Here is a 26,370-nt window from a genome sequence, read left to right on the forward strand (position 1 = left end):
GTCAGCTGCCGAGCGTCGCCAGGTCCTGGACCATGACGTTGGCCAACTGGGAGCCGTCCGGCCGCACCTGGCGCAGGTACCACGTCTGCACCGGCGAGTGGGCCTTGTCGCCGAACTCCCAGGCGCCGCGCGGACTGTCGATCTGCCCCAGGCCCGCGATGGCCTTGTTGATGGTCTGCGGCGTCACGTCGCCGTCCTTCGCCGCGTCGGCGATGGCCTTGTCCAGTACGGCGGCCGCGTCGTACGACGCCATCGCGTAGGTGGTGGGCTGCGTGTCGTGCTCCGCCGTCCAGTCGGCGGCGAACGTGCGGTTCGCCTCGTTGTCGAGGTCGGCCGCGTAGTTCAGGACGGAGTAGATGTCCTTCGCCGCGGCGCCCTGGGCCTGGAGAACGCTGCCCTCGGTGACGAAGGCCGTGTACAGCGGCAGATCGGCGATGTCCGACTGGGCGTACTGCTTGGCGAAGTCGATCGCGGCCTTGCCGGCGTAGAAGCAGTACACCGCCTTGGCGTCCGTCTTGGCGATCTCCGCGAAGTACGGCATGAAGTTGGTCGTCTTCGGGAACGGCGTCCAGGTGGTCTTGCCGTCCGGGTTGGCGAGCTTCCCCTTGACGCGCTTGAACTCGTCGGTGAAGCCGCGCAGTTCGTCGTAGCCGCCCTGGTAGTCGGGGCCGATCGCGTAGACCGGTCCGTCGACCTTGTCCTTGATGTACGGGGCGATGGCCCTGCCCGGTTCGTCGGACAGGAAGCTCGTCGTCCACACGTACTCGATGTCCTTGACCGGGGGCCGGGCGTTCGATCCCAGGAAGGGGATCCTGGCCTGCTGGACCAACGGGAGCACCGCGTTGACCGAGCCGCCGCCGACGAGGCCGGTCAACACGTCGACCTTGTCCTTCTTGACCAGCTTGGTGGCCGCCGGCACGGCGGTCGGCGGGCCGTCGCCCTCGTCCGCCACGATGAGTTCGACCTTCCGGCCGCCCAGCTTGTTGCCATGGGTCTCCAGGTACAGCTTGAAGCCGTCCCGCAGTTCCGTGCCGACGGGCTCGTAGGTGCCGGACAGGGAAGCCACCAGGCCGACCTTCACGGTGTCGTCGTCGGCGCCGCTGTCGCCGCTGCAACCGGTGACGGCCGCCAGGCCGAGGGCGAGGGCGGCGGCGCCGGCCGGCCGGAATCTGCGGCGGTGGGGACGGGTCAGGGCGGAGAAGAACATGGGGGCTCTCATCACAGTGTCGGGGGCGGGGGCATCGGGAGCCGGTCGGGACGGGTGCGGCGGGTGACCGCCGCACCCGTGGGAGTCCGGACCGGCGAGCAGTGCGGGGGCGGAAGGAGGCCCGACGGGCGATCAGCGACGGGTCGGGAAGCCCGGATCGCGGACCTGGGGGGACAGCGAGTCTCCTACCTGGTTGATCAGTTCGGACATCATGTAGCTGACCTCGCCGATGTCCGCGTCCCTGGTGGTGGTGACGAGGAGCGAGGCGCCGCTGGAGACGGCCATCGAGAACATGTAGCCGCCCTCCATCGCGGTGAGGCTGTGCTCCACGGGGTCGGTGTTGGTCAACTGGGCTGCCGCGGAAAGCAGGTTGACGACGCCGGATGCGATGGCGGCCAGCCGCTCGGCGTCGTCGCGTTCCACACCGGTGTAGGCCAGTGCGAGTCCGTCCACGGACACGGCTATCGCCTGGGTGACTTCCGGGAGACGCCCGGCGAAATCGCTCAGGATCCAGCTCAGGTCGGAGGAGGTGGTCATTTCTCGGTCCGTTCGGTGTTGTCGTCCGGGGCGGAACGCCCCCGGTGGTTCGTGCTCCGGTTGATCCCCTGGGCGTAGGCCGCCAGTACGTCGGAGACCTGGCGGGAGTCCCGGCGGCGGGGCGACGGCCGCGGAGCGCCGGTGCCCGGGCGCTGTTCGGCGCCTTCCCGCTTGCCCGCGGCGGGCCACTGCTGAGGCGCTCGGCGCTGCCGCACGGGCAGCCCCGAGGAGCTGACGCCGGCGACACGTGACACCGGCTCGTCGTGCACGGGATGCGGCGCGGGCGTGCTGCCGGGCCCCTGCTCGGGTGTGCCGCCGCCCGGCCCGCCATCGCGGGGCCCCGCGTGGCCGGGCGGGGCTTCCCGGTCGCCGCCGACGGGAGCGCCGGCTCCGACGAGACCGACGCCCGTCCCGATCGGGGCGCTGTCGTGGCCGGGCCGCGCGCTCGCTCCGGCCGGCCGCTGCCGGTGGCCCCCCGGCCCCGGCGGTGTGATCGGCCGGGGCGTCTCGTAGCCGACATCGTTGCCGACCGCGCCCGGCGGAGGCGTCCGGGCTTCCTCCGGGTCCAGTGCCAGCACCTTCGCGGGGAGCGTGACCTCGGCGATGGTGCCGGGTCCGGAGGAGTCGCGCAGTTCGACGACGATGCCGTGGCGTGCGGCGAGCCGTGCCACCACATGCAGACCCATGGACCGTACGTCGCCGATGCCGGCCTGCGGTTCGAGCAGCGCGGCGTTGTGGACCGCGCGGCGTTCCGCCGTGATGCCCACGCCCTCGTCGACGATCTGCACGACGGCCCGGTCCCAGAGTCGCCAGACGGCGACCCCGACCTGCTTGTCCGGAGGTGAGTACCGGGTCGCGTTGTCGAGCAGTTCCGCCAGGATGTGCGCCACGTCGTGCACGGCGCGGGCGGTGACCCCGATCCCCGACTCGATCGCGCCGAGGGAGACGCGGTCGAACCGTTCGATCTGCTGGGCGGCGGCCACGATGACGGTGGAGCATCCCACATCGGCCGAGCGAACCCGGGCGTTCCCGTAACCGCCCAGCACCAGAAGGTTGTTGGTGTTGCGCTCCATGCGGATGGCGAGGTGGTCGAGAGCGAAGAGGGTCTTCATCCGCACGGGGTCGGCCTCGTCGCGCTGCACCGTGTCCAGCTCGGACACCATGACAGCGGTCAACCGTGCTCCACGGCGCGCGACACCGACCAGCGTCTCGGCCAACTGTTCGTGGACATGTGCCTGTTGGGCTGCCAGGCGGACGGCCTCGTGGTGGACGGCGTTGAACGCCTCTCCGACCTCGCCGATCTCGTCCTCGCCCGTGGTCCTGACCGGGTCGCCGGTTCGCCGGGCCACCTCCTCGGGCGTCGCGCCGCGCAGTGCGCCGGGCTGGGACAGCTCGTTCATCACGGCGGGCAGGCCGGAGTGGGCGACCTCGTGCGCGGCGTTGCGCAGATCGCGCAGCCGCCGGATCATGACGCGGCCCAGACGGATCGCGACGACGACGACGCCGACCAGGGTCAGTACCACCAGCGCGACTTCCGCGGCGGCCGTCCAGATGAGGGTGGTGCGTGCGTCGGAGACCTGGGCGAGGACGGCGGCGTCGACCCGCTTCTCGACCGAACGCAGCAGCTCCTGGCGGTCGTTGGCGGCCTTCTGCCATTCCTCCGGGGCGACCGTGAGGTCCTTGCCGGTGCCCGTCCGCCCGATCTCGTCCTCGAGCCGTCTGGCCTCCAGCGCCTTCGCTCCGGAGAGGGTGCGCTCCAGCCAGGTCCGCCATTCGCCCGGCCCGAGGTCGAACATGACGCCGGTCGACTCGGTGTAGCCCATCCGGCCGGCGTCGAAGGTCCGCTGGGAGGCGGTGGTGAAGCCACCCGCCGCCTGCGCCCTCATGACGGTGACCTGCTGCTGGGCCGTGCGCTCGGCGGCCTCGGACAGGGCGGCGGCGGCACGGATCCGGTCCGCGATGTCGGCGTCCACGCCGTCGGCCTGCGCGATGCCGTCGCGGTAGCTGTTGAGGTCGGCGATCACGATCCGGTAGCCGAAGGCGAGGGCGGAGACGGTGCTGCTTCCCGAGCGGACCTGGGCGCGCAGGCCGGGCATCTCCTCGACGAAGCGCTCGATGCGGTCCAGAGCGCCCTGTGCGCTGCCGGGTACCGAGGAGAGTCCCTTGGTCCGGCTGCGGAATCCGGCGATGCTCTTGTCGGTGGCGTTCGTACGTAACCGGAATGCTTCCGCGTCTCCCTGTTCGGAGATCAGGGCGGTGGCCGCTGCCCGTTCACGCTGTAACCGGTTGGCCAACTCGCTTGCTCCGTCAGCGGCTTCGACCATCGAGGTGAGCCGGTCGGCCTGGAGTGCCTGGTTGGTCGCGGGTGCGAGGGCCAGGACCGAGAAGGCGACGGCCACAGTGAGCGGCGCGGTGACGAGGAGTACGAGGCGACGATTGATTTTCACTGCGCGGCTCCGTCGCCGGAACCGGGCTTGACTATCGGTGACACGCAGATACCTGTACCTGTTAACGGATGGTGGGGGGCGTCGGTGAGGGCGTGCTGGTGGGGGAACGATGCTGGTGGGGCAGAAGGGGCCCCAGGGACGCGCGGCATGATCCTATGCCGTAGTCCGCGCTTCCGGATGGGTGAATCCTCGAAAAATCTGCGCACCGACCGCACAGAGATGCTCCGTCTTCGCTCACAAGTGAGCACAAACCAACGGTTCTTGACTGTGTGAGGACCGGCGGCCTGCCCCGTTCGCCTCCCGCGCCCCGGCACCCGCGCTGGAGGCGTGCATTCCGGGGCCCGTCGAGGGCGCCCGGGCCGGGAGACCCGGCCGGCCGGATCGCCGACAACGACAGCGCCGCTGCGCCCTTCGCCGTGCGTCGCTCCGGGGCCGTATAAGGACCTCGCGGGCGGTATCCCGCCGACGGAACCCTTCTTCCCCTGCGCGAAGTCGAATTTTCTGCACGGTGAATGAAAATTGAACAAGTGTGGGTTCTTTCGCGCTCGACCTCCCTTCTCGACCCTATGGGAGTCATTCTGCCCGATGTGAGGAGCCTTATTTTGGTCGCATGGACATAGATGGACCCATAGTGGGGCAAATATGGGACACAACGCGCCGACTCTTGCTGACAGAGTGAAGTGAGTGAAGCTGTGGGTAGCATTGGCTGCGCCATGTTTTCCCAGGTCGGATGGGGTTTGGGGTGCCGCCGACGTCGTGTCGGGCTATTTACTGGCAATCCTTTTACCTAATTTGCTTGCGTCATCCGACGGGCGCCCATGAGACTGTTGCAGTCGCCAGGCATTGAACGGGGGAAAGCGATGCGGGGTTGCTCCATATCCGCTGGTGTTTACATTGCCGAATTATTCGATCAGTCGTGGAGTCGTTACGGGGTAGGGGGTCCGGCCGAAAGTGCCGGAGGTGAAGAGCACGAGACGGCAAGGTCTCGTGCGGCATGGGCGGCGTCCCGCCGGGACCGGCCGCCGGTCCGCCCGGACGCGCCGGTCTGTTGGCTCGCGTCGGTTCCGTGCTGATCCCGAGTGGTCCCGTCCCGCGCGGCCGGGACGTCGCAGCGGAAGCTGCGCCGGTCCGCCCTGTGCCCTTGAGGCTGTCGTGCCGCCCGCCCACGTCGTGCGGGGTGCCGCAGCGGGCAGGGTGATCGTGGCCCGAGAGGCTCCAGAGGAGCCCGGGCCGAGGAAGCACCTGATTCGAAAGTTCTGATCCGATGACGTCCTGAGCCGGCGATGCCCGGACCCGGGACGCGGCTTTCCGACCTGTCATGACCCGGCCGACTCCAGTCGGACGGTCCATCGCGCCCGCCCCGAACGGGGGCGGATCCATCACCCCTGTGCGGGCCGCGCGACGCGATGCCGTCGTGCCCTCGTGCGATCCAGGCACCCCTGTCATGCCCCGAGAGGGGCGTCTGACGATACGTCACCGAACCGGCCGACCATGGCCGACCGGCCCATGGCCCATGCGCAGCCGTCTTCTTGAGCTGCTTCCGGAGGAGAGCCCGACTTGATCCAGTTATCTCTGACGCAGCAGCGGTTATGGTTCCTCAACCAGCTCGAGGACGCGAGCGGGACGTGGAACGTCCCGGTGGCGGTTCGCTTACGGGGACCCGTCGACCGAACGGCGCTGGTCGCGGCCCTGCGGGACACGGTGCTGCGCCAGGAAACCCTTCGTACGCTGTTCGTCGACGAGGGCGGGGTTCCCTGGCAGCGCGTCCTGGAGCCCGACGAGGTCGAGGTTCCGCTGCAGGTGGTGGCGGCGGTCGGCGACCCGGCGGAGAGCCTGGCGGCCGAGGCGACGCGGGGCTTCGATCTGGCCGGGGAACTCCCCGTCCGGGCGACCCTCTTCGAGCTGGGGCCGCAGGACCAGGTGCTGCTGCTCGTGATGCACCACATCGCGACCGACGGATGGTCGCTCGACCCGCTGTTCCGGGACCTGTCGACGGCGTACCGCGCCCGCGTCGAGGGGCGGGAGCCCGGGTGGGAACCCCTCCCGGTGCAGTACACCGACTACGCGGAGTGGCAGCGCGAGGTGCTCGGCGAGGTCTCCGACCCGCAGAGCCTGATCAGCCGGCAGCTGGGGTACTGGCGGGAGGCGCTCGAAGGAATTCCCGAACAGATCGCCCTGCCGTACGACAAGCCGCGTCCGGCCGTCAGTTCGCGGCACGGCGCACTGGTGCCGTTCTCCCTGGACGTGGAACTGCATCAAGGCCTGACCGCCCTGGCCCGGCGAACCGGAACCAGCCTGTTCATGGTGTTCCATGCCGCCTTCGCGACCCTGCTGACGCGCCTGGGAGCGGGGCACGACATCCCGATCGCCACGCCCACCGTCGACCGCTCCGACGAGGCGCTGGACGACCTGGTCGGATTCTTCGTCAACACCCTGGTGATGCGCGTCGACACCTCCGGTGATCCGACCTTCGAGGAACTGCTGCACCGGGTCCGGGACATGGCGCTGGGCGCCATCAGCCACCAGGACGTGCCGTTCGACCGCGTGGTGGAAGAACTCAACCCGCAACGTTCGCTGTCCCGGCAGGCCCTCTTCCAGGTCGTGCTCATGGTGGCCGAGAAGGGCGACACGCTTCGGCTGCCGGGGGTGGAGTGCACGGAGTACCCCGTCGACTTCCCCGTCGTGCGCTTCGACATGTGGCTGGGCCTGACCGAGGCGAAGTCCCCGGAAGGCGACTGCCTGGGCGTGGCCGGAGAACTCCTCTACAGCACCGACCTCTTCGAACGATCCACGATGCAGAGCCTCGTGGAGAGATTCGTCCTGCTCCTGCGAACGGCCGCGGCCCAACCGGAGCTGCCCCTGTCCGCCATGAACTCCCGTCGTGCGTTCACGGCGGTGCGAAGGAGGCCGGTGCGATCCCGGACGACAGCGGACTCCGCCCCCGAGAGGCAGAACGCGCCATGAACGGATCGAGCGAAGCGCAACGCCGTCAGCGATGAACTCACCGCGAGCGGCACAGCAGCACCGCAGCTCAGCACAGAGGGACCGAGAAAGGAGTCGTGAATGATCGACGTCGAAACGTACAGAGACGACCTGGTGCGGTTGGGAATGCACAAGGTCGCACACCAGGACGTGACTCTGGTGGATCACATGTTCCGTGCCTGCGAAATCCTCCAGGACATGAAGGCGGCCGAGAACATCTGCATGGCCGGCCTCTTCCACGGCGCCTACGGAACGGAGGGGCTGCACAACGACGACGTGGAGTTGATCCCGGACAGCAGGCGCGCCGAGGTCCGGGCGGTCGTCGGCCCCGACGTCGAGCAGGTGATCTTCACCTTCTCGGTCATGAGCTACGCGTCCCTCGGAAAGAGCTTCCGCAAGGTGATGCGTCCGAACGGGGTGCCGGAGCTCAAGGACCGGCGGACCGGTGAGGACATTCCCCTGGACCGGGAGCAGTTCCTGGACATCCTCCGCATGAAGCTGGGCGACGTCCTGGCGCACATGCCGACGCAGGTCGGCCACACCGTGCTCGACATGCCGACGGAATTCGCGGGGTTCTGGAAGGTGGCAGCCGAATACCTCGGCCCCGACGCAATCAACACGTGGAACAAGATTACGGGAGAAGAACTGTGGATCGATCCGGTACAGAGCTGATGACGGAATCCTGGGAGGGCTTCCGGCTGTCCAGGCAGCAGGAGCACGTCCTCGGCCCCGACGCGGCCGGACTGGCCGGCCGGACCGTGGCCGAGGTGCGCCTCGCGGAGCCGATCGAACGCGCGGTGCTCGAGAGCGCGGCCCACGACGTGGCGTCGGCACACGAGATCCTGCGCACCGACTACCGCAAGATCCTCGGCGAGCACAGCGCGCTGCTGATGGTCATCGAGGACGAACCGCGCATCCGCGTATCGGAGCGCTCCGGTGACTCCGCCGCCCTGGCCACGGCCGTCCGCGAGGCACAGCAGGTCAGCTCCGAGGAGAGCGCGCTCGACCTCGTGCTCTTCGGCCGGACCGACACCGATCAGGGTGTTTCGCTGATTGTCTCCGCGCCGCGCATGAGCATGGACGTCGCCTCCGTCGAGGTCTTCCTCCGGGATCTGCAACAGGCCTGCGCCGCCCGGCTGAAGGGCGAGCACTGGACCCGCGACGACATCGCCCAGTACGCCGACTACGCCCAGTGGCAGTTCGAAGAGGCGGTACCGACCGGGGCGGACAAGGAGCGCGCGGCCGAACGGCAGGCACGCCTGGCCGCGCTGCCTCCCCTCCACCTCCCGCTGGAACTCCGCTCGGCGGGCGCCGGCCGCGAGGACCTGGAGTGGACGGTCCCGGCGGGCCTGGCCCGGAAGCTGCGCGACCTCGGTGACTCGTGCGACTCCGGCCTGCGCGGCGTCCTGCTGGCCGGCTGGCTCGGGGCCCTCTGGCACGCCACCGGCCGACCGGACAGCCTCGCGGTCGACACGACGCTCCCGCGCCGTACGTTCAGTGAACTGGCCACGTCCATCGGGCGTTTCGAGAGCCCCGTACCGGTCTTCGCCGACGTCGCCGAGGCGACGACCCTGCAGGAGCTGCTGAGCTCGGTGGGCCGGCAGGTCAGTGCGTTCGAACAGCCGGAGGAAGGCTCCGCGGAGGCGCCGCGGCAGTTCGCCGCGAGCCTGCCGGGCTTCACCTTCAGCGACGTGGCGAGCCTCGTCCGGCCGGGCGCGCCGGCCTTCTCGGACCTGCGGATCCAGCCGTCCGACGACGCCCACAAGGTCGCTCTGGAGGTGCGGGGCACGGGGGAGGAGATCCGCCTCACGCTGCGCCACCAGGCCGACGGCATGGCCGAGGGCGGCGCCGAGGCGCTGGCGGCCTGTCTGCGGGCCACCCTGGAAGCCCTGGGCGGCGACCGGTCGGTCGCCCTGTCCGCGCCGGCCATGCTCGACGCGGACGCGTCCCGCGCGCTCATCGAGGCCACCCATGTCACGCGGACCCGGGACAGCGCCCCGGCACACTGGCACCGACAGGTCGAACAGGCCGCGGAACGCACCCCCGACGCCACGGCGCTCAGGACCGACACGGGCACCTGGAGCTACCGTGCGCTCGACCGGGCCGCCAACCGCCTGGCCAACGAGCTGATCGCACGCGGCGTAGCCCCCGGGAACCTGGTCGGCCTCTGCCTGGAGCGGTCCGACGTGGCCCTCGTGGCAATGCTCGCCATCGCCAAGGCCGGCGCCGGTTACGTACCGGTGGACCCAAACCTGCCGCCCAAGCGCCGCGCCGCCATCGCGACCGCCGTGGGCTTCCGGCACGTGGTCGCCACGGACGGGACGGCGTCGGACGTTCCCGCGGGCTGCGACATCGTCCTCGTCGACCCGGAGCTGACGGTCTGCAAGCAGCGCGGTGACGAGCGCCCCGATGTCGCGACGACGGACGAGTCGCCCGCCTACGTGCTGTTCACCTCGGGCTCCACCGGCCTGCCCAAGGGGGTGCTCGTCGGCCACGGACAGCTCGCCGCCTACCTGGACGGCGTCATGGACCGGCTGGGGCTCACCGGCGCGATCGACTCGGTCGCCCTGAGCTCCCTGGGCACCGACCTGGGCAACACCGCGCTCTTCCCGCCTCTCATGACCGGCGGAACGCTCCGTGTCGTCGCTCCCGGCGTCTCCGCGGACGCGCAGGCGCTCGCGGAACTGCTGACCGAGGAGACCTACGACCTCGTCAAGATCACCCCGACGCACCTGGAGGCCGTCTTCACGGTGGCCGAGGCGCCGGAGCGGCTGATGCCGCGCACGGCTCTGGTGATGGGCGGCGAGCCGCTGGGATGGGGTACGTACAACCTGTTCCGGGCCTTCCTCGGCGACTGCAAGCTGTACAACCACTACGGTCCGAGCGAGACCACCGTCGGCGTGCTCTGCGGCGAGGTCACCTCCGGCGAGCTGGCCGACCTGGCCTCCACCGTGCCGCTGGGCAGGCCGATGCGGCACGCGCGCGCCTATGTCCTGGACCCGCAGGGCAGGCCGCTGCCTCCCGGCGTCCCGGGCGAGCTCTGGATCGGCGGGTCCTCGGTGTCCCAGGGGTATCTCGACGGGACGGCCGACCAGAAGGAACGATTCGTCGAGGACCCGTTCAGCACGGTCCCCGGGGCCCGGATGTACCGCTCCGGCGACAAGGTGCGGATGCTGCCCGACCTGGGCTTCGAGTTCCTCGGACGCGTCGACCGGCAGATCAAGATACGCGGATTCCGGGTCGAGATGGGCGAGGTGGAGGCGGTCATGCGCCGTCACCCGCGGGTGACGGGCAGCCTGGTCGTGGTGACCGGCGAGAGCACGGCCATGCACCTCGTCGGCTATCTGACCGACGCCGAGGGCAGCCGCGGATCCGCCGAGTGGATCAGGGAGTTCCTGGCGGAGAGCCTTCCGGAGTTCATGATTCCCACGCAGTTCGTGGCCCTGGACGCCTTCCCGATGACCAGCACCGGCAAGATCAACGCGTCGATGCTGCCCGCGCCCGGCACCTACAGCGCGGGCTCGACGTCGAGTGTCGAGCCCCGGACCCCGACCGAGAAGAAGGTCGCCGACATCGTGGCGCAGCTCCTGCTGCTGAACGACGTCGGGGCCGACGCGGACTTCTTCGAGGTCGGCGGGCACTCGCTGCTGGCGACCCAGCTGATCGCCCGGCTGCGCGACGAGTTCAAGGTGAGCGTGAAGCTGCGCAACCTCTTCGAACGCCCCGTCGTGTCGGAACTCTCCGAATTCATCGATGAGTTGCTCGCCAAGAAGACGGGAGAAGAGCGTTGAGCCCAGAGGCAGGTACGAAGCGTTTCGGACGCGCACGGAAGTCCATCTCGGTCAGCGGGGAGGAGCTCGTCAGGGTGGCCCCGCTGCTGGAGGGGACGCGGGCGGTCTCGTGCACGCCGGCCGTCCCCGGGCTGGACGCGCGCGAGTGGCTGGCCAGTTCGGGGAAGACCCTGGCGAAACTGCGCGTCGAGCACGGGGCGGTGCTGCTGCGCGGCTTCAGCCCGCTCGACGCCACGGGGCTCGGCGAGCTCGCCACCGCCTTCGCCGGCGAACTGCGCGACTACGACAACCGGTCCACCCCGCGGACCCGGGTCGAGGACAAGGTCTTCACCTCGACGGAGTACCCGTCCGACCAGACCATTCCGCTGCACAACGAGATGTCCTACACCGCCTCGTGGCCGGACACCCTCTTCCTCGCCTGCATGGTCCCGGCGACCGAGGGCGGGGAGACGCCGCTGGCGGACAGCGCCCGCATCCACGACAGGATGCCCGACGCGACGCGTGAGCGCTTCGAGCGGGACGGCGTGATGTACGTACGCAACTTCGGCCTCGGGCTCGACCTCAGCTGGCAGGAGGCGTTCCAGACGGAGGACCGGGACGAGGTCTCGGCCTTCTGCGAGAAGAACGGCATCCAGGCGGAGTGGCTGGGCGGAGAGCGGCTGCGCACCCGGCACGTGGTGCAGGCGACCGTGGAGTCGCGGGCGTCCGGCCGGAAGGTCTGGTTCAACCAGGCGCACCTGTTCCACGTCAGCTCGCTTCCCGCGAGCGTCGAGCGCGAACTGCGCGAGAGCTTCTCCGAGGACGAGCTGCCGCGCAACGCCCTGTACGGCGACGGCAGCCCGCTGGACGCCGCGGACCTGGCGAACGTCCGGGCCGCCTACGCCGCGGAGGAGATCGCGTTCCCCTGGGAGGCGGGCGACGTCGTGATCGTCGACAACGAGCAGTTCGCGCACGGGAGAAGGCCCTACTCCGGGCCCCGCTCGGTGATGGTGGCCATGGCATGAGCGACGCGGCCACGTTCGAGGCTGTCCGCGAGGAGATCGCCTACGCCTACGACAACACCGTCTTCTTCCGCCGTCACATGGAGGAACTCGGCCTCCGGCCGGAGGACATCCGTGACGCGGCGGACTTCCAGCGGATCGCCCCGACCTCGAAGGTGCACTACCGGCGGAACTACCCCGCCGGCGTCCTGGCGCAGGGCTACCACCTCAACTCGCCCAACGTCATGCGCTTCCAGAGCTCCGGCACGTCCGGCGACCGGCTGAACAGCGCCATCATGTCCTACGACCTGGCCAGGCGGCAGGCGACCGGACTCGGCGTCAACCGCCGCTTCGACGAGCTCTGGCAGCCGGGCAGCCGGCCCCGGATCTGCCGGTTCGCGCCGCCGAACTGTTCGGACGTGGAGTGCGCGACGGGCTTCTCCTCCATGGAGGACCGGATCCTCCCGGACGGCACGCTGGTGCTGACCGTCGCCCACGACCTCCTGGCGACACCGGAGTGGCAGATCGTCAAGGCCCTCGACGAGATCGAGAGCTACCAGCCCGACCTGCTGGTGGTGGACCCGACGCACTTCGCCTTCCTGACCAGGTGGGCGCGGCGCCTCGACCGGAAGATCACCTCTCCGCGACGGCTGCACACGGTGTGCGGATACACCCTCATGACGCGGGTGGCGCGGCGTCAGATCGAGGAGTTCATGGGGCTGGACACGCCGATCGGCGACATGATCGGCATGTCCGAGCTGGGCTACCTGGGGTTCGAGTGCCACCTCGGGCAGCGGCACATCAACAACCGTGACTTCTACGTGGAGTTCGTCCAGGACGGGAAGCCCGTCGAGGACGGCCGTACGGGCGAGCTGTACGTCACCACGATCGACGACGGGCTCATCCCGCGCGTCCGGTACGCCACCGGTGACCACTTCACCCCGCTGGGGAGCCCCTGTGCCTGCGGCAGCGAACTGCCGGTCGTGCGGGTCGAGGGCCGGGCGACGCACATGGTGCGGTTGTCGGACGGCCGGATCGTCACGCCCGCCGCCGTGGACGTCGCGGTCGGCCCGGCGCCCTGGATGGACCTCTACAAGCTGGAGCAGGACAGCACGGGTGCGTGCTCCTTCCGGTACATCCCCAACGCCAAGGCCCGGCCCGACGACGTCACGGCCCTCGAAGCCCGCCTGGTCGAGACCCTGACGCCGAACCGCGTCCACGTGGAGGCCGTGGACTACATCTCCAGCGAACGCAGCGGCAAGTTCCAGCCATGTCTCTCCCACATCTCCGCAGAGGGCGTGTGATGACCGTTCAGAGTTCCTGTCGTGACGACTTTCCGGCCCTGCGGCGAAAGATCGACGGCCAGACGATCTCCTACCTGGACAACGGGGCGACGACCCTGAAGCCGCGCTCCGTGATCGACGCCGTCACCGAGTACTACGAGACCAACGGCGCCAACATCCACCGCGGAAAGCACCGGCTCTCCGAAGAGGCTTCCGACGCCTACGAGGCGTCCCGCACGGTGCTCGCCCGGCACATCGGCGCGGCCGCGAACGAGGTGGTCCTGCTCCGCAACACCAGCGAGGCCATCAACCTGGTCGCCGGCGGCCTGGAGCTGCCTCCGGACGCCTACATCGTCGGCTGCATGGACGCGCACCACTCCCAGATCCTGCCCTGGCGGAGGGCCGGCCGGCTCGATCTCACCAGGGTGGACGGCTACGGCCGCCTGGACCGCGACCACTTCAGGGAGCTGCTGCGCGGCCGTCCCCAGGTGGTGGCGCTCACGCACTGCTCCAACGTCACCGGGGTCATCCACCCGGTGGAGGAGCTCATCGAGGAGGTCCGCGCCGCCTGCGACGCGGTCATCGTCCTCGACGCCGCGCAGTCCCTGCCGCACGAACGCGTCAACGTGCACAAGCTGGACGTCGACTTCATGGCGTTCTCGATGCACAAGATGCTCGGGCCCACCGGCGTCGGCTGCCTCTTCGGCCGCAGCGAACTCCTCGCGAAGCTGCGCCCCCAGAACGTCGGCGGCGGCATGGTCGACTGGGTCGACCTCGACGGCAGCGTCGACCGGCGGACCCCGTTCAAGTTCGAGTCGGGAACTCCGGCCATCGCCTCGGTCATCGGCTGCGCGGCGGCGATCCGGTACCTCGAAGGGCTGGACGCCGGCGCTCAGCACCAGCACGGCCAGGACCTCTGCGCGGCCCTGGTCGGCGGCGCGATCGACCGTCCCGGTGTGAGCCTGATCGGCCCTCCGGACGTGAAGGACCGTATCCCGCTGGCGACCCTGCGGCTGGCGGACGGTGTTCCCGCGGGGGAGGTCGCCCGTCTGCTGAGCGACTCCCACGGCTACATGGTGCGCAGCGGTCACATGTGCGCGCAGCCCCTGGTCACGGAGTTGGCCGGCGGCGAAGTCCTGCGCGTGTCGGCGTACGTGTACAACGATGTCTCGGAGATCGAGGGCTTCTACGGGGCGTTGGACGAACTGCTGAGCTGGATGGCGCCGGCGGCGCGGACGGGAGCCGGGCGAACATGACCGCCAACCCCTTCGAGGGCGACGGCGCGTTCCACGTGCTGGTCAACGACGAGGAACAGCACGCGCTGTGGCCGGCCTTCGCCGACGTGCCCGCCGGCTGGCGGTCCGTCTTCGGTCCCGGTGAGCGGAAGGCGGCCCTGGAGTACGTCGAGGCTCACTGGAGCGATCTGCGGCCCAGGAGCCTCCGCGAACACATGGCCGACCACAGCCGCTGACGGCGGGTGTGACCTTTCCCGAACGGAGTACTGATGACCAATAGCCCGAAGAGAGCGGAGGAGCCGACGGTGCCGTCGCAACAGGACCTTCCGGCCGACACGGCGGGAGCGGCGGTCGCGCGCGAGACGAGCGGGCGCAACACCGCGGTCCTGGTCGGGTTCACGGCCCTGTCCAACCTCGCGGACGGGGTCATGAAGATCGCCCTTCCGCTGGTGGCCACCACGCTGACCAGCTCTCCGGCTCTCATCTCGGGCGTCATGCTCACGCTGTCCCTGCCGTGGCTGCTCACCGCGTTGCACGTGGGGGTCCTGGTGGACCGCTACGACCGGCGCAAGCTGGTGTGGGCGGCCAACGGCATCCAGATCGTCGTCGTGGGCGTCCTGGTCGCTCTGGCGGCCTCCGACGCGCTGAGTCTGCCGGCCATCTACGTGTGCGGCGCCGTTCTCGGCGTCGCCGAGGTGCTCGCCATGACATCGGCCGCGGCGCTCGTGCCGGACGTCGTCGCGGCGTCCGGCCGGGAGCGGGTGAACTCCTGGGTGGCGGGCGCGGAGACCGTGTGCCAGGAGTTCGCCGGCCCGTTCATCGGGGGGCTGCTGGTCGGCGTCGGCGCGTCGTTCGCCCTCGGCGCGACGTTCGTCGGATACACGCTGACCGCGGTGATCCTGGTGTTCCTGGTCGGCCGGTTCCGGGTGGCGGTCGCGCCGGACGAGGTGACACCGCCCGTTCACGCGCAGATCAGCGAGGGTCTGCGGTTCCTGTGGCAGCAACGACTGCTGCGGGTGCTCGCTCTCGCGGTGGCGGTGCTGGGCTCCTGCTGGGGAGCCTGGTACGCCGTCATGCCGCTGTACGCGACCGGTCCCATGGGCCTGAGCGCGGCGGACTACGGTCTGCTGGTCGGCGCGCTCGGCGTGGGCGGCATTCTCGGCACGGTCGTCGTCGGCCCGTTCAACCGGCTGTTCGGCCGCCGTTGGGCGATGGTCTGCACCGTCGTCCTGACCTCTGTGCTCGTCGTCGCCCCGGCGCTGACGACCCAGGTGTGGGTCGTCGGCGCGGCCGCCTTCCTCGGCGGCATGGGCGGCACCCTGTGGACGATCAACGTGCGTACCGTCATGCAGACCCTCGTCCCGATGCAGATGATGGGCCGGTTCGGCGCGGTGTTCCGGCTGTTCGCCTTCGGCGCGATCCCGGTGGGCGCCGGCCTGTCCGGTCTGCTGGCGGAGTGGTTCTCGACGCCGGCGGCGCTGGCCGTCTTCGCGATCGGATCACTGGTCGTCTTCGTGCCTCTGGTGCGTGTCTTCACGCCCGAGGCCGAGGCGGACATCGCGCACCGCCTCCAGCAGCCCTGAGTCCCGGGCACACACGCGACGCCCCGCCCCCGGCCGCCCACTGCGGAAGAGGTCCCGGGCGGGGCGTCGCGTCGTGCCGGCCCGGTAATGGAATTCGTGAGTGTGACCCATGGGAGCAGACATGTTCAGCGCACGGCCAGGCACAGTGGACCAGTCCGTTCCGGAACGCCTTCCGCCGTCCTTCGCACAGCAGCGGCTCCTCGACCGCCCGGGGGCGCAGGGGCCGGGCGCGGAGAACTGTCTGACGCTGGCGTGGACGCTCCACGGTGAGGTGGACCGGGAGGCGCTCACGGCGGCGCTGGGGGACGTCGTCGAGCGGTTCGAGGCACTGCGCACGGTGTTTCCCACCGAGGACGGGACACGGGTCCGTCGGATTCTCCCGGCCGACGGGATCCCCTTCGAACTGCACCGGGCCGAGCCGGCGCGGGCGTACGTCTTCGACCTCCGGTCGGAGATCCCCGTACGGGCCTGGCTCGCCGCCACCGGGCCGGGCGAGCAGGTGCTGACGCTGGTCGTCCACCGCGTCGCGGCGGACGACCGGTTCGCCGCGACGCTGGTACGGGGCCTGTCGGCGGCGTACACGGCTCGCCGGGAGGGGCGCGCGCCGCTCCTGGACGAGCGGTCCGACCTGCCGTCCGAGCTCGTCGGCCGCTCCGGTCCGGTGGGCGGTCCTGCGGACGGCCCGGACCGTGATCCCGCTCGTCGACTCGCGTATTGGAAAGGCGTGTTGGACGGGGTGCCGGAGGAGCTGAAGCTGCCCGCCGACCGGCTGCGTCCGGCCGTGGCCTCGCACCGCGGGAACCGGGCCGATGTGGCGGTGCCCGCCGCGCTGCACCGAAGTCTGGCGTCGCTGGCCGAGGCCCACGGCGTCCCGCTGGGAGCGGTCCTGCGGGCAGGACTCGCGGCCCTGCTGTACCGGCTGGGCGCCGGCAGCGACATCCCGGTCGGTTCGGCGGAGCCGGGGTGTGCCGGTGAGGCGGCGGACCGGGCCGCCGGGTGCGGCGGGGACCTCCGCGTGACGCGGATCGACCTGTCCGACGACCCGACCACGACGCGGCTGCTGGACCGGCTGCGCGAGGTGGAGCTGGGCGCGGCGCGCCACGGGGACGTACCGTTCGAGCACCTGGTCGCGGAGCTGGCCCCCGGCCCCCACCCGGCCGTCCATCCCCTGTTCCAGATCGCGCTCACCCTGGGCGGTGCCGCCGCCTCCGCGGCCCGGCTGCTGGAGCTGCCCGGGGTCCGGGTGAGCCCGGCGGCGGCCGGCGAAGCGGCGACGGCGTACGACCTGGAAGTGGTCCTGGAGGAGGAGACCGACGAAGGGGGCGCGCCCGCAGGACTGCGCGGGAGCCTCACCGCGACGGCGGACCTGTTCGACCGGGAGACCGCCGGGCGGCTCGCGGTCGGGCTGCGGAGGGTCCTCCAGGAGATGGCCGGGAACCCGCGGTCCCGGATCGGTGAACTGGACCTGGTCGACGCGGCCGAGCGGCGCCGTGTGCTGGAGGAGTGGAACGACACCGCGCTCCCGGTGTCCGGGGCCACGGTCCCGGAGCTGTTCGAGGCGCGGGCGGCCCGGACCCCGGAGGCCGTCGCCCTCGTCGGCGGCGGCGCCGAACTGACGTACGGCGAGCTCGACGCGCGGGCCGACCGGCTGGCCCGCAGGCTGGCGGCGGAGCAGGGCGTGGGTCCGGAGTCGGTGGTCGCGGTGTTCATGGAGCGCACCCCCGAACTGATCGTGGCGATCCTGGCGGTGCTCAAGGCCGGCGGCGCCTATCTGCCCGTCGACCCGCAGTACCCCGTGGAGCGGATCGTCCACACGCTCGACGACGCCCGGCCCGTCTGCCTGCTGACCACGTCACTCTGCGCTCCGGCGGTGCCCGAGGGCTGCGAGGTACCGCTGCTGGTGCTGGACGGGCCCGAGCCGCCGGAGGCGCGGGACGCACGGGCCGGGGACCGGCCGCCGCCACCCCGACGGCAGCAGGCGGCCTACATCATCTACACCTCCGGCTCCACCGGCCGCCCCAAGGGCGTCGTCGTCTCCCACGGGGGGTTCGCCAACCTGTCGGCCAGCCACGCCCGGTTCGGCGTGGAACCGGGCCACCGGGTGGCGCAGTTCGCGTCGGTGGGCTTCGACAACTTCTGCTCGGAGTGGACGCTGGCCCTGCTGTCGGGAGCGGCCCTGGTGATCGTGGACCAGGACCGGAGGCTCGGCGCCGAGCTCGCCGCGTTCCTGACCGACCAGCGGGTGACGCACGCGACGCTGCCTCCGGCGGCGCTGGCGACGATGCCGGACGGAGCCATCGGGACCGACGTCGTCCTGGAGGTGGGGGGAGAGGCGTGCCCGCCCGAGGTGGTGGAACGCTGGTCGCCGGGGCGGGTCATGTTCAACACGTACGGCCCCACCGAGACGACGGTGGACGCCACCTCGTGGCGCTGCCGCCCCGGTCCGCGATCGGGCACCGTACCGATCGGCGCCCCGATCGCCAACACCCGCGCCTATGTGCTCGACGGCTCCCTCGGCCCGGTGCCGGTCGGGGTGGTCGGTGAACTGTACGTGGCCGGCGCGGGGTTGGCACGGGGGTACCTGGGAAAGCCCGGGCTGACCGCGGAGCGCTTCGTGGCCTGCCCGTTCGGCGAGCCCGGTGAGCGGATGTACCGGACCGGGGACCGGGTCAGGTGGCGGGCGGACGGGAACCTGGAATTCGTCGGCCGGACGGACGATCAGGTGAAGATCCGGGGATTCCGGATCGAGCCGGGCGAGGTGTCCGCGGTGGTGGCCGGGCACCCGGGCCTGCGCCAGGCGGCGGTGGTGCTCCGCGAGGACGCGCCGGGGGACAGCCGACTGGTCGCCTACGCCGTGCCCGCCACGGACTCCGGCCGGACCCCCGACGAGGCCGCGCTCGCCGCCGAGGTGCGCGCGTTCGCCGCCGAACGGCTTCCCGGATACATGGTGCCCGCCGCGGTGGTGGTGCTCCCGGAGCTGCCGCTGACACTGAACGGCAAGCTGGACCGGGCCGCGCTGCCGGCCCCGCACTACACGGCGGGAACCGGCCGGGGGCCGGCCACCGCCCGGGAGGCCGCCCTGTGCGCGGCGTTCGCCGACGTCCTGGGCCTTCCCTCGGTCACGGCGGACGACGACTTCTTCGCCCTGGGCGGCCACTCGCTGCTGGCGACCCGGCTGGTCAACCGGCTGCGGGCGGAGCTGGGGGCGGACGTGCCCCTGCGGGCGCTGTTCGAGTCGCCCACCCCGGCCGGACTGGCCGGGTGGCTGGAGCGGTCGGCGCCTCGGCCGACCGGCGGGCGGCTGACGCCGCGAACGCGCCCGGCACACGTGCCGCTCTCCTTCGCCCAGCAGCGCCTCTGGTTCCTGTCGCGACTGGAGGATCAGGCGGCGACCTACAACATCCCCATGGTGATGCGGCTCTCCGGACCGCTCGACGTGGCGGCGCTGCGATCGGCCCTGAGGGACGTGGTGACGCGGCACGAGAGCCTGCGGACCGTGTTCCCCGAGCACGAGGGCACGCCCCACCAGCTGGTGCTGGAGGGGGATCCGGCGCACCCCCCGTTCGTCGTCACCGAGGCCGCCGGCCAGGAACTCGACGCCGCCCTGCGCGCCGCGTCGCTGCGGCCCTTCGACCTGACCCGCGACCTTCCCCTGCGCACCGAGCTGTTCCGGGTGTCGCCCGGGGAACACGTGCTGCTGCTGGTGATGCACCACATCACCACCGACGGCTGGTCCACCGGGCCGCTGGCGCAGGACCTGGCGGCGGCGTACGGGGCGAGGTGCGGCGGCACGGCGCCGGCGTGGCCCGAACTGCCGGTGCAGTACGCGGACTACGCCCTGTGGCAGCGCGAGGAGAACCGTCCCGCGCAGGACGGCGCGGCGGAGGGGCTCGCCTTCTGGACCCGGGAGCTCGCGGACCTTCCGGAGGAGCTCGACCTGCCCTACGACCGGCCCCGTCCGGCGGTGGCCTCCTACCGGGGAGACACGGTCCCCCTGACGGTCGACGCCGAGACCCACGCCGCGGTCGTCCTCCTCGCACGCCGCACCGGAACCACCGTCTTCATGGTCCTCCAGGCGGCGCTCTCGGCCCTCCTGGGCCGACTGGGCGGCGGCGGGGACATACCGCTGGGCACCCCGGTGGCCGGGCGGCAGGACGAGGCGCTGCACGACCTGGTGGGCTTCTTCGCCAACACCCTGGTGCTGCGCACCGACCTCTCCGGCGCCCCCACCTTCGAGGAGCTGCTCGCCCGGGTGCGCGCCGCCGACCTGGCGGCCTTCGCCCACCAGTCCGTCCCCTTCGAGCAGGTCGTCGAAGCGGTCAACCCCGCCCGTTCGCTGTCCCGCAGCCCCTTGTTCCAGGTCATGCTCGTCATGCAGACCATCGACGAGTACGACGCCTTCACCCTCCCCGGTCTGACGGTGGCGGTCGAGGAGGGCACGACCGGCACCTCCAAGTTCGACCTGCTGTTCAGCTTCACCGAGGCCTCCGCCGACGGGGCCGCCGACGGTATCGACGGGGTCGTGGAGTTCGCCACCGACGTCTTCGACGCGCGGACCGTCAGGTCCCTCGCCGACCGGCTGCTGGTCCTGCTCAAGGCCGTCGTGGCACAGCCGGACCGCCGGGTCGCCGATGCCGACCTGTTCACCCCGGGGGAGCGCCACCGGGTGCTCACCGAGTGGAACGGCACGGCGGCGCCGCCGCCCGGTGACCGGCTGCCCGAGGCGTTCGAGCGGCAGGTCGCGCGGACCCCGGAGGCCGTCGCGGTGCTGGACGGCGATGTCACGGTGACCTACCGGGAGTTGAACATCCGGGCCAACCGGCTCGCCCGCCACATGATCGGGCGCGGCATCGGCCCGGACCGGTACGTCGCGGTGCTGCTGCCCCGGTCGGCGGATCTGATCGTCACGTTCATGGCCGTCCTGAAGGCCGGTGCGGCGTATCTGCCGATCGACCCCGCCTACCCGGCCGAGCGGATCCGCTACATCCTGTCCGACGCCGCGCCGGCGCTGATCATCACCCGCGCGTCCGTGGGCCCGCTTCCCGACGGCGTCGACACCCTGTCGCTGGACGCCCCGGACACCGTCCGGACGCTGTCCCGCGAGGCGGCCACCGATCCCGACGACCGTGACCGCACCGGCCCGCTGCTGCCGGACACGAGCTCCTACGTGATCTACACCTCGGGCTCGACCGGCCGCCCCAAGGGCGTGGTGCAGACGGCCCTCGCCCTGCGCAACCTGCTCGCGTGGAACCCCACCGTGATTCCCGTACGTCCGGGGGCCCGGGTGGCGCAGTTCAGCGCCATCAGCTTCGACATCTCGGAGCACGAGATGCTGTCCGTGCTGTTCAACGGCAAGACCGCGTGCGTCCCGGACGACGAGACGCGCCTCGACCCCTCGGCCCTCGCCCGCTGGCTGGACCGGCACGACGTGCACGAGTTCCTCGCACCGGACCTGGTGGTCGGAGCGGTCTGCGAAGCGGCGATGGAGCAGGGCCTCGCCCTCGACTCCCTCGGCCACATCATGCAGGCGGGGGAGGCGCTCCGACTGACCGACACCGTGCGGAGGTTCCACAGCCGCTACCCCCGCGTCCGTCTGCACAACCACTACGGCCCGTCCGAGACCCACATCGTGACGGGGTACACGCTCCCGGACCGGGTCGAGGACTGGCCCGCCAAGGCGGCCGCGCCCATCGGCTCGCCCATCCTGAACACCAGGGTGTACGTCCTGGACGACGGGCTCCGTCCGGTGCCGCCCGGGGTGTCCGGCGAGCTGTACCTGGCCGGCTCGTGTCTGGCCCGCGGATACCTCAACCGGCCCGACATGACCGCCGAGCGCTTCGTCGCCGACCCCTTCGGCCCGGCGGGGTCCCGCATGTACCGCTCCGGCGATCTCGTGCGTTGGCTGCCGGACGGCACGCTGGACTTCCTCGGCCGTGCCGACGACCAGGTCAAGCTGCGCGGGTTCCGGATCGAGCTCGGTGAGATCGAGTCCGTCCTGAACCGCCACCCCCGGGTGGGCAGCGCGGCCGTCGTCCTCCGTGAGGACCGGCCCGGCGACCGACGGCTGGCCGCCTACCTGGCCCCGCTGCCCCAGGGAACCCTGCCTCCGGCCGCCGAGTTGCGGCGTCATCTGTCGGCCGCGCTGCCGGACTACATGGTCCCGGCGGCGTTCGTCGGCCTGGACACGCTGCCGCTGACCTTCAACGGCAAGCTGGACCGGCGGGCCCTGCCGGTCCCCACGTACGACGGCGCGGTGTCCCGGACCGCCCCGCGCGACGAGCGCGAGACGGTCCTCTGCAAGGCCTTCGCCGATGTCCTGGGTCTGCCCGAAGTGGGCATCCACGACAGCTTCTTCGAGCTCGGCGGGCACTCGCTGCTCGCGACCCGCCTGCTCAACAAGGTGCGCACGCTGCTGAAGGTGGAGGCGTCCATCCAGATGATCTTCGAGGCGCCGACCGTGGCCGGTCTGGCGGAGCGGTTGCAGGACGCGGTCCCCGCCCGCCCCGCTCTGCGCAGGCGGCGGCCCCAGGGCTGACGGGGGAGCGCGGGAGGGGAGCCGGACGCCCCCTCCCGCGCTTCTTCCGCGCTCCGACCTTCGGACCTGCAACCGGCCTGCGGGAAAAGGGAGTTCCCGGGCGGCGATCCGTCCTCCTTTACTTACCGGTCGGCAAGTCAGTTCCTTGACAGGGCGCCGCGTCGCGCCCTAGCCTTTCGGAGTCACTGACCTGCCGGTAAGTAAAGTCCCGGTGAGTCGCGTTCGGACGCAGGAGACGAAACCATGCCGCAGGACGAGGCGCCGCCCGCGTTAGCCGTGCCGAAACGGCAGCTCTACGCCGTCATCGCGGCAGCTCTGCTGGCCATGCTGCTGGGCGCTCTGGACGGCATGATCGTCGGCACCGCGATGCCGCAGATCGTGGGCGAACTCGGCGGATTCGACCGGCTGTCCTGGGTGGTCACGGTCTATCTGCTAGCCATCGCCGTCACCACGCCCGTCTGGGGCAAGCTCGGCGATATGTACGGCCGCAAGGGCGCCTTCGCGATCTCGATCGTGGTGTTCGTCCTTGGCTCCGTACTGTCCGGCGCGGCCCAGGACATGACCCAGCTCATCGTCTTCCGGGCCCTCCAGGGGCTGGGCGCGGGCGGACTGATGGTGGGTGCGCTGGCACTGATCGGTACGCTCATCCCGCCCCGTGAGCAGGGCAAGTACCAGGGCGTCATGTCCGCGGTCATGGGGCTCGCGATGGTGAGCGGGCCGCTGGTCGGGGGTGTCATCACCGACCAGCTCGGCTGGCGCTGGTGCTTCTACGTCAACGTGCCGGTCGGCGCGCTCGCCCTGCTGCTGATCTCGGGACTGCGCCTGCCCCGGACGCCGAGGTCCGGAGCGCGGGTGGACTACCCGGGTGTGCTGCTGCTGGCCGTGGCCGTCTCCGCGCTGGTCCTGGTGACCACCTGGGGCGGCAGGGAACTCGCCTGGACCTCACCGGTGTTGCTGACCGTGGCGGCGTGCGGAGTCGCCGCCCTCCTGGCGCTGCTCGTGGTGGAGCGGCGGGCGGACGAGGCGGTGCTGCCCCTCGCGCTGTTCAGGACGGCCAACTTCTCCCTCATCACCCTGGTCGGGCTGCTCCTGGGCGCGGTGCTGACCAGCGCCGTCACCTTCCTGCCGATCCTGGGGCAGTCGTCCCAGGGCTCGTCGGCGACCGGAAGCGGGCTGCTGCTCCTGCCGATGTTCGGGGCCATGGTCCTCGTCGGCCTGTTCGCCGGACGCTTCATCACCGCGACCGGCAAGTACAAGATCGTCGTCCTGCTGGGTGGATTCTTCCTGGTGGCGGGTTCGTTCCTGCTGGTCCCCGTCGACCGCGACACCAGCCCCTACTTCTCCGGGGCCTGCATGGCGGCCCTCGGCATCGGCATGGGCCTGCTGACCCAGACGACGATCCTGATCTCCCTGCAGAGCGCGCCTATCGAGGATCTGGGCGCGGCTTCCGGCGCCGCGACGCTCGCCCGGACCCTCGGCGGCTCCATCGGCGTCGCCGTCAGCGGTGCGCTCTTCGCCGGGGCGGTCTCGCGGGTCCCGGCCCCGGACAGCGCCGCGCCGTCCCCCGAGGGGGCCGCCACCCTCGACCCCGCCGCGCTCGCGCAACTTCCCGCCGCGGTACGGGAGTCGTATCAGAGCGCGGTGGCGCAGGGCGCCTCCCACGTCTTCGTCTTCACCGGAGTGCTCGCCGCCGTCGCGTTGGCGGCCGCGTTCTTCCTGCGGGAGGTGCCGCTGCGTTCCGCGGGCGCCCCGCAGGACTCCGGTGGGAGTGCGAGTACCGGGGCCGGCCACACCGGTCCCGCCGAGAGCAGGAATGGGAAGAGGAACCCCACATGACAGACACCCCTTTGCGCCTGGTCGTTCTCATCGGCAGCCACCGGGAGGGCAGGTTCGCCCCGACGGTGGCCCGCTGGCTCCTCGCGGAGTTGGAGCAGCACGCCGACTTCGACGTGGAGGTCATCGACGCCGCGCAGGCGGGACTCAACGCGGAGGGCCCGTCGCCGACCGCCTCGCTCCCGGTGCTCGAAGCGGTCGGCGCTCTCGCCGCGCGGATGGAGGCCGCCGACGCGTTCGTCGTCGTGACGCCCGAGTACAACCACAGCTACCCCGCGTCCCTGAAGAGCCTGATCGACTGGCACCGCACCCAGTGGCAGGCCAAGCCCATCGGCTTCGTCTCGTACGGCGGGATGAGCGGGGGCCTGCGCGCGGTGGAGCATCTGCGACAGATCTTCGCCGAGCTGCACGCGGTCACCGTCCGTGACACCGTCAGTTTCCACCAGGCGTGGGAGCGGTTCGACGAGCAGGGCGAGGTCAGGGACACCGAGGGTCCCGCGCTCGCGGCGAAGGCCATGCTGGACCAGCTCGCGTGGTGGGGGACGACCCTGCGGACGGCCAGGGCCGAGCGCCCCTACGTGGCGCAGTCGACGGGAGTGTAGGGCTCCACCCCAGTATCTTCCGACCTTCCCCACATTCCTTCACCGATTACGCATTTCCGGGCCCCGGCGCTCCGCGCCGGGGCCCGTCCGTGTGCCATGACAACGAGATCACGCGCCTGCAAAGTATCTTGATGTGCGGGGCACTCGAAGAGGTCTCGGGAAGTCGACAATTTGCGGAGCTATCAATTCCCTTTGTCGACGGCCCCCGCGCCCGCCGAGCCCTGTCCGTGGTCGCCTGCGTCAACGCTCTTCCCATCTCCCGTCAGGAGTCGGAAGATCGGGGTCCGGACCTCGCCGGTCATCGCGAATGGCGGAGAGTCGAGCGCCGGCCGTGATACCCGTGCCTCTGAGCGGTGAAACCATCGCTGGGTTCGGAATTCGCAAACTTCGCCACAGGTGCTTTCAATCGTTGCACCGTTCGCGATGGCAAATGAAGGGAGACGCGTTAGCGGCACATATGGACATATGCCACTGTCGTGCGCCCCGATACTTCTTGACAAGACGGTAAGGCTGTTTGCTATTTTACTTCCCGGTGGATGATGGGGTGCGAATGGTTGCAGAAAGTAAGGACCATGGGAATTGACTTCCCGATGGAGGGGGAACTGATTCCATCAGCCGCCGTCGTCCACCCCATGTGTTGGATAGAGAGGCGACCGATGCAGGTACTACTTGCCGAATCCGACAAGCAATCGGGGGAGGATCTTCGCTTGGCCTTGCTGCGGCACGGGTACGAGATGGAAGTGGCTGACAGTGGTGCCAGTGCCCTGCGATCCTACGAAGAATTTGACCTCATTCTTCTGGATCTCGAACTGCCGGACATCGACGGCTTGGAAGTGTGTCGAACGATAAGGCAGAGCAGCGACATCCCTATTATCTCCTTCACGGGGCAGGGTGCGGAAATCGACAGGGTTCTCTCTCTGCAGGCGGGAAGCGACGACTGTATTGTGAAGCCGTACGGTCTCCGTGAATTAATCGCCCGAATCAATGCGGTAATGCGACGCGCGAGCCCGAGCGTTCGCCGCGATCGTGTGATGTCTTTCGGGACCTTGTGTATCGACGGCGAGGGGCGTCAGGTGTATCTGGACGACGAACCCGTGAAGCTGACCCGCAAGGAATTCGATCTGCTTCATCTCCTGGCGTCCCAGCCGGCCACGGTCTTCACCCGTGAGCAGTTGATGCGGCAGATCTGGGGGGTGAAGCCGGGCAGCGGGAGCCTCGTCGGCGGGCTCACCCGCACGATCGACACGCACGCCAGCTCGATCAGGGGGAAGCTCGGCTCCAGCGAGTGGATCATCACGGTGCGTGGCGTGGGGTTCCGCTTCGGCGGCTGAGTGCTCGCGCGGCCGGTGACGCCG

The 26,370-nt window shown here is 70.5% G+C and carries 15 protein-coding genes; 12 read left to right on the plus strand and 3 right to left on the minus strand.

Annotated features, from left to right (window positions below; all coding sequences use genetic code 11):
• Position 1: 1 nt before the first annotated feature.
• From IE272_RS14730 to IE272_RS14740, 3 genes are all read right to left on the minus strand, one after another.
• Positions 2-1,207 (minus strand): ABC transporter substrate-binding protein, encoded by a 1,206-nt coding sequence (locus IE272_RS14730; RefSeq protein ID WP_056698575.1) that lies wholly within the window; start codon positions 1,205-1,207, stop codon positions 2-4.
• Between the two features lie 132 nt (positions 1,208-1,339).
• A complete protein-coding gene (locus IE272_RS14735) occupies positions 1,340-1,744 on the minus strand; it encodes a roadblock/LC7 domain-containing protein (protein WP_056698572.1) in 405 nt (134 codons plus the stop codon).
• Positions 1,741-4,191 (minus strand): sensor histidine kinase, encoded by a 2,451-nt coding sequence (locus IE272_RS14740; protein ID WP_190007042.1) that lies wholly within the window; start codon positions 4,189-4,191, stop codon positions 1,741-1,743. Before IE272_RS14740 ends, IE272_RS14735 begins: the two co-directional genes overlap by 4 nt.
• A 1,557-nt stretch (positions 4,192-5,748) precedes the next feature.
• Here IE272_RS14740 and IE272_RS14745 point away from each other — a divergent pair.
• From IE272_RS14745 to IE272_RS14800, 12 genes are all read left to right on the plus strand, one after another.
• Entirely contained in the window at positions 5,749-7,155 is a 1,407-nt protein-coding gene (locus IE272_RS14745) for a condensation domain-containing protein (protein WP_098891294.1), read from the plus strand.
• 99 nt (positions 7,156-7,254) lie between these two features.
• On the plus strand, positions 7,255-7,845 hold the full coding sequence (locus tag IE272_RS14750; RefSeq protein ID WP_050357083.1) for a DUF6817 domain-containing protein: 591 nt from the start codon (positions 7,255-7,257) through the stop codon (positions 7,843-7,845).
• Positions 7,845-10,964 carry a non-ribosomal peptide synthetase gene (locus IE272_RS14755; RefSeq protein ID WP_229897315.1) on the plus strand — a complete coding sequence of 1,040 codons (3,120 nt, stop codon included), beginning with the start codon at positions 7,845-7,847 and terminating at the stop codon, positions 10,962-10,964. Before IE272_RS14750 ends, IE272_RS14755 begins: the two co-directional genes overlap by 1 nt.
• The gene (locus IE272_RS14760) at positions 10,961-11,968 is read left to right on the plus strand and encodes a TauD/TfdA family dioxygenase (RefSeq protein ID WP_050357085.1); all 1,008 of its coding nucleotides are present in this window, start codon (positions 10,961-10,963) and stop codon (positions 11,966-11,968) included. Before IE272_RS14755 ends, IE272_RS14760 begins: the two co-directional genes overlap by 4 nt.
• Positions 11,965-13,248, plus strand: a complete 1,284-nt coding sequence (locus IE272_RS14765; protein WP_050357086.1) for a phenylacetate--CoA ligase family protein — start codon at positions 11,965-11,967, stop codon at positions 13,246-13,248. Before IE272_RS14760 ends, IE272_RS14765 begins: the two co-directional genes overlap by 4 nt.
• A complete protein-coding gene (locus IE272_RS14770) occupies positions 13,248-14,483 on the plus strand; it encodes an aminotransferase class V-fold PLP-dependent enzyme (RefSeq protein ID WP_190007044.1) in 1,236 nt (411 codons plus the stop codon). Before IE272_RS14765 ends, IE272_RS14770 begins: the two co-directional genes overlap by 1 nt.
• A complete protein-coding gene (locus IE272_RS14775) occupies positions 14,480-14,698 on the plus strand; it encodes an MbtH family protein (protein ID WP_047179313.1) in 219 nt (72 codons plus the stop codon). Before IE272_RS14770 ends, IE272_RS14775 begins: the two co-directional genes overlap by 4 nt.
• A 33-nt stretch (positions 14,699-14,731) precedes the next feature.
• A complete protein-coding gene (locus IE272_RS14780; protein ID WP_079044289.1) occupies positions 14,732-16,045 on the plus strand; it encodes an MFS transporter in 1,314 nt (437 codons plus the stop codon).
• A gap of 121 nt (positions 16,046-16,166) precedes the next feature.
• A complete protein-coding gene (locus IE272_RS14785) occupies positions 16,167-22,580 on the plus strand; it encodes a non-ribosomal peptide synthetase (protein ID WP_190007045.1) in 6,414 nt (2,137 codons plus the stop codon).
• A 243-nt stretch (positions 22,581-22,823) separates the two neighbouring features.
• A complete protein-coding gene (locus IE272_RS14790; RefSeq protein WP_050357090.1) occupies positions 22,824-24,416 on the plus strand; it encodes an MDR family MFS transporter in 1,593 nt (530 codons plus the stop codon).
• Positions 24,413-25,015, plus strand: a complete 603-nt coding sequence (locus IE272_RS14795) for an NADPH-dependent FMN reductase (RefSeq protein WP_050357091.1) — start codon at positions 24,413-24,415, stop codon at positions 25,013-25,015. The genes IE272_RS14790 and IE272_RS14795 overlap by 4 nt, the downstream gene beginning before the upstream one ends.
• Positions 25,016-25,587: 572 nt before the next feature.
• Entirely contained in the window at positions 25,588-26,346 is a 759-nt protein-coding gene (locus IE272_RS14800; protein ID WP_229897316.1) for a response regulator transcription factor, read from the plus strand.
• Positions 26,347-26,370: the final 24 nt, after the last annotated feature.

Source organism: Streptomyces anulatus (assembly GCF_014650675.1).
Classification (GTDB): Bacteria; Actinomycetota; Actinomycetes; order Streptomycetales; family Streptomycetaceae; genus Streptomyces; species Streptomyces anulatus.

What these genes read in the sequence shown, in the direction of transcription:
- IE272_RS14730 (WP_056698575.1), bottom strand. Translation starts at nt 1,207, where the DNA reads ATGTTCTTCTCCGCCCTGACCCGTCCCCACCGCCGCAGATTCCGGCCG.
- IE272_RS14795 (WP_050357091.1), top strand. Translation starts at nt 24,413, where the DNA reads ATGACAGACACCCCTTTGCGCCTGGTCGTTCTCATCGGCAGCCACCGG.
- IE272_RS14790 (WP_050357090.1), top strand. Translation starts at nt 22,824, where the DNA reads ATGCCGCAGGACGAGGCGCCGCCCGCGTTAGCCGTGCCGAAACGGCAG.
- IE272_RS14785 (WP_190007045.1), top strand. Translation starts at nt 16,167, where the DNA reads ATGTTCAGCGCACGGCCAGGCACAGTGGACCAGTCCGTTCCGGAACGC.
- IE272_RS14780 (WP_079044289.1), top strand. Translation starts at nt 14,732, where the DNA reads ATGACCAATAGCCCGAAGAGAGCGGAGGAGCCGACGGTGCCGTCGCAA.
- IE272_RS14775 (WP_047179313.1), top strand. Translation starts at nt 14,480, where the DNA reads ATGACCGCCAACCCCTTCGAGGGCGACGGCGCGTTCCACGTGCTGGTC.
- IE272_RS14765 (WP_050357086.1), top strand. Translation starts at nt 11,965, where the DNA reads ATGAGCGACGCGGCCACGTTCGAGGCTGTCCGCGAGGAGATCGCCTAC.
- IE272_RS14770 (WP_190007044.1), top strand. Translation starts at nt 13,248, where the DNA reads ATGACCGTTCAGAGTTCCTGTCGTGACGACTTTCCGGCCCTGCGGCGA.
- IE272_RS14750 (WP_050357083.1), top strand. Translation starts at nt 7,255, where the DNA reads ATGATCGACGTCGAAACGTACAGAGACGACCTGGTGCGGTTGGGAATG.
- IE272_RS14800 (WP_229897316.1), top strand. Translation starts at nt 25,588, where the DNA reads ATGGGAATTGACTTCCCGATGGAGGGGGAACTGATTCCATCAGCCGCC.
- IE272_RS14755 (WP_229897315.1), top strand. Translation starts at nt 7,845, where the DNA reads ATGACGGAATCCTGGGAGGGCTTCCGGCTGTCCAGGCAGCAGGAGCAC.
- IE272_RS14735 (WP_056698572.1), bottom strand. Translation starts at nt 1,744, where the DNA reads ATGACCACCTCCTCCGACCTGAGCTGGATCCTGAGCGATTTCGCCGGG.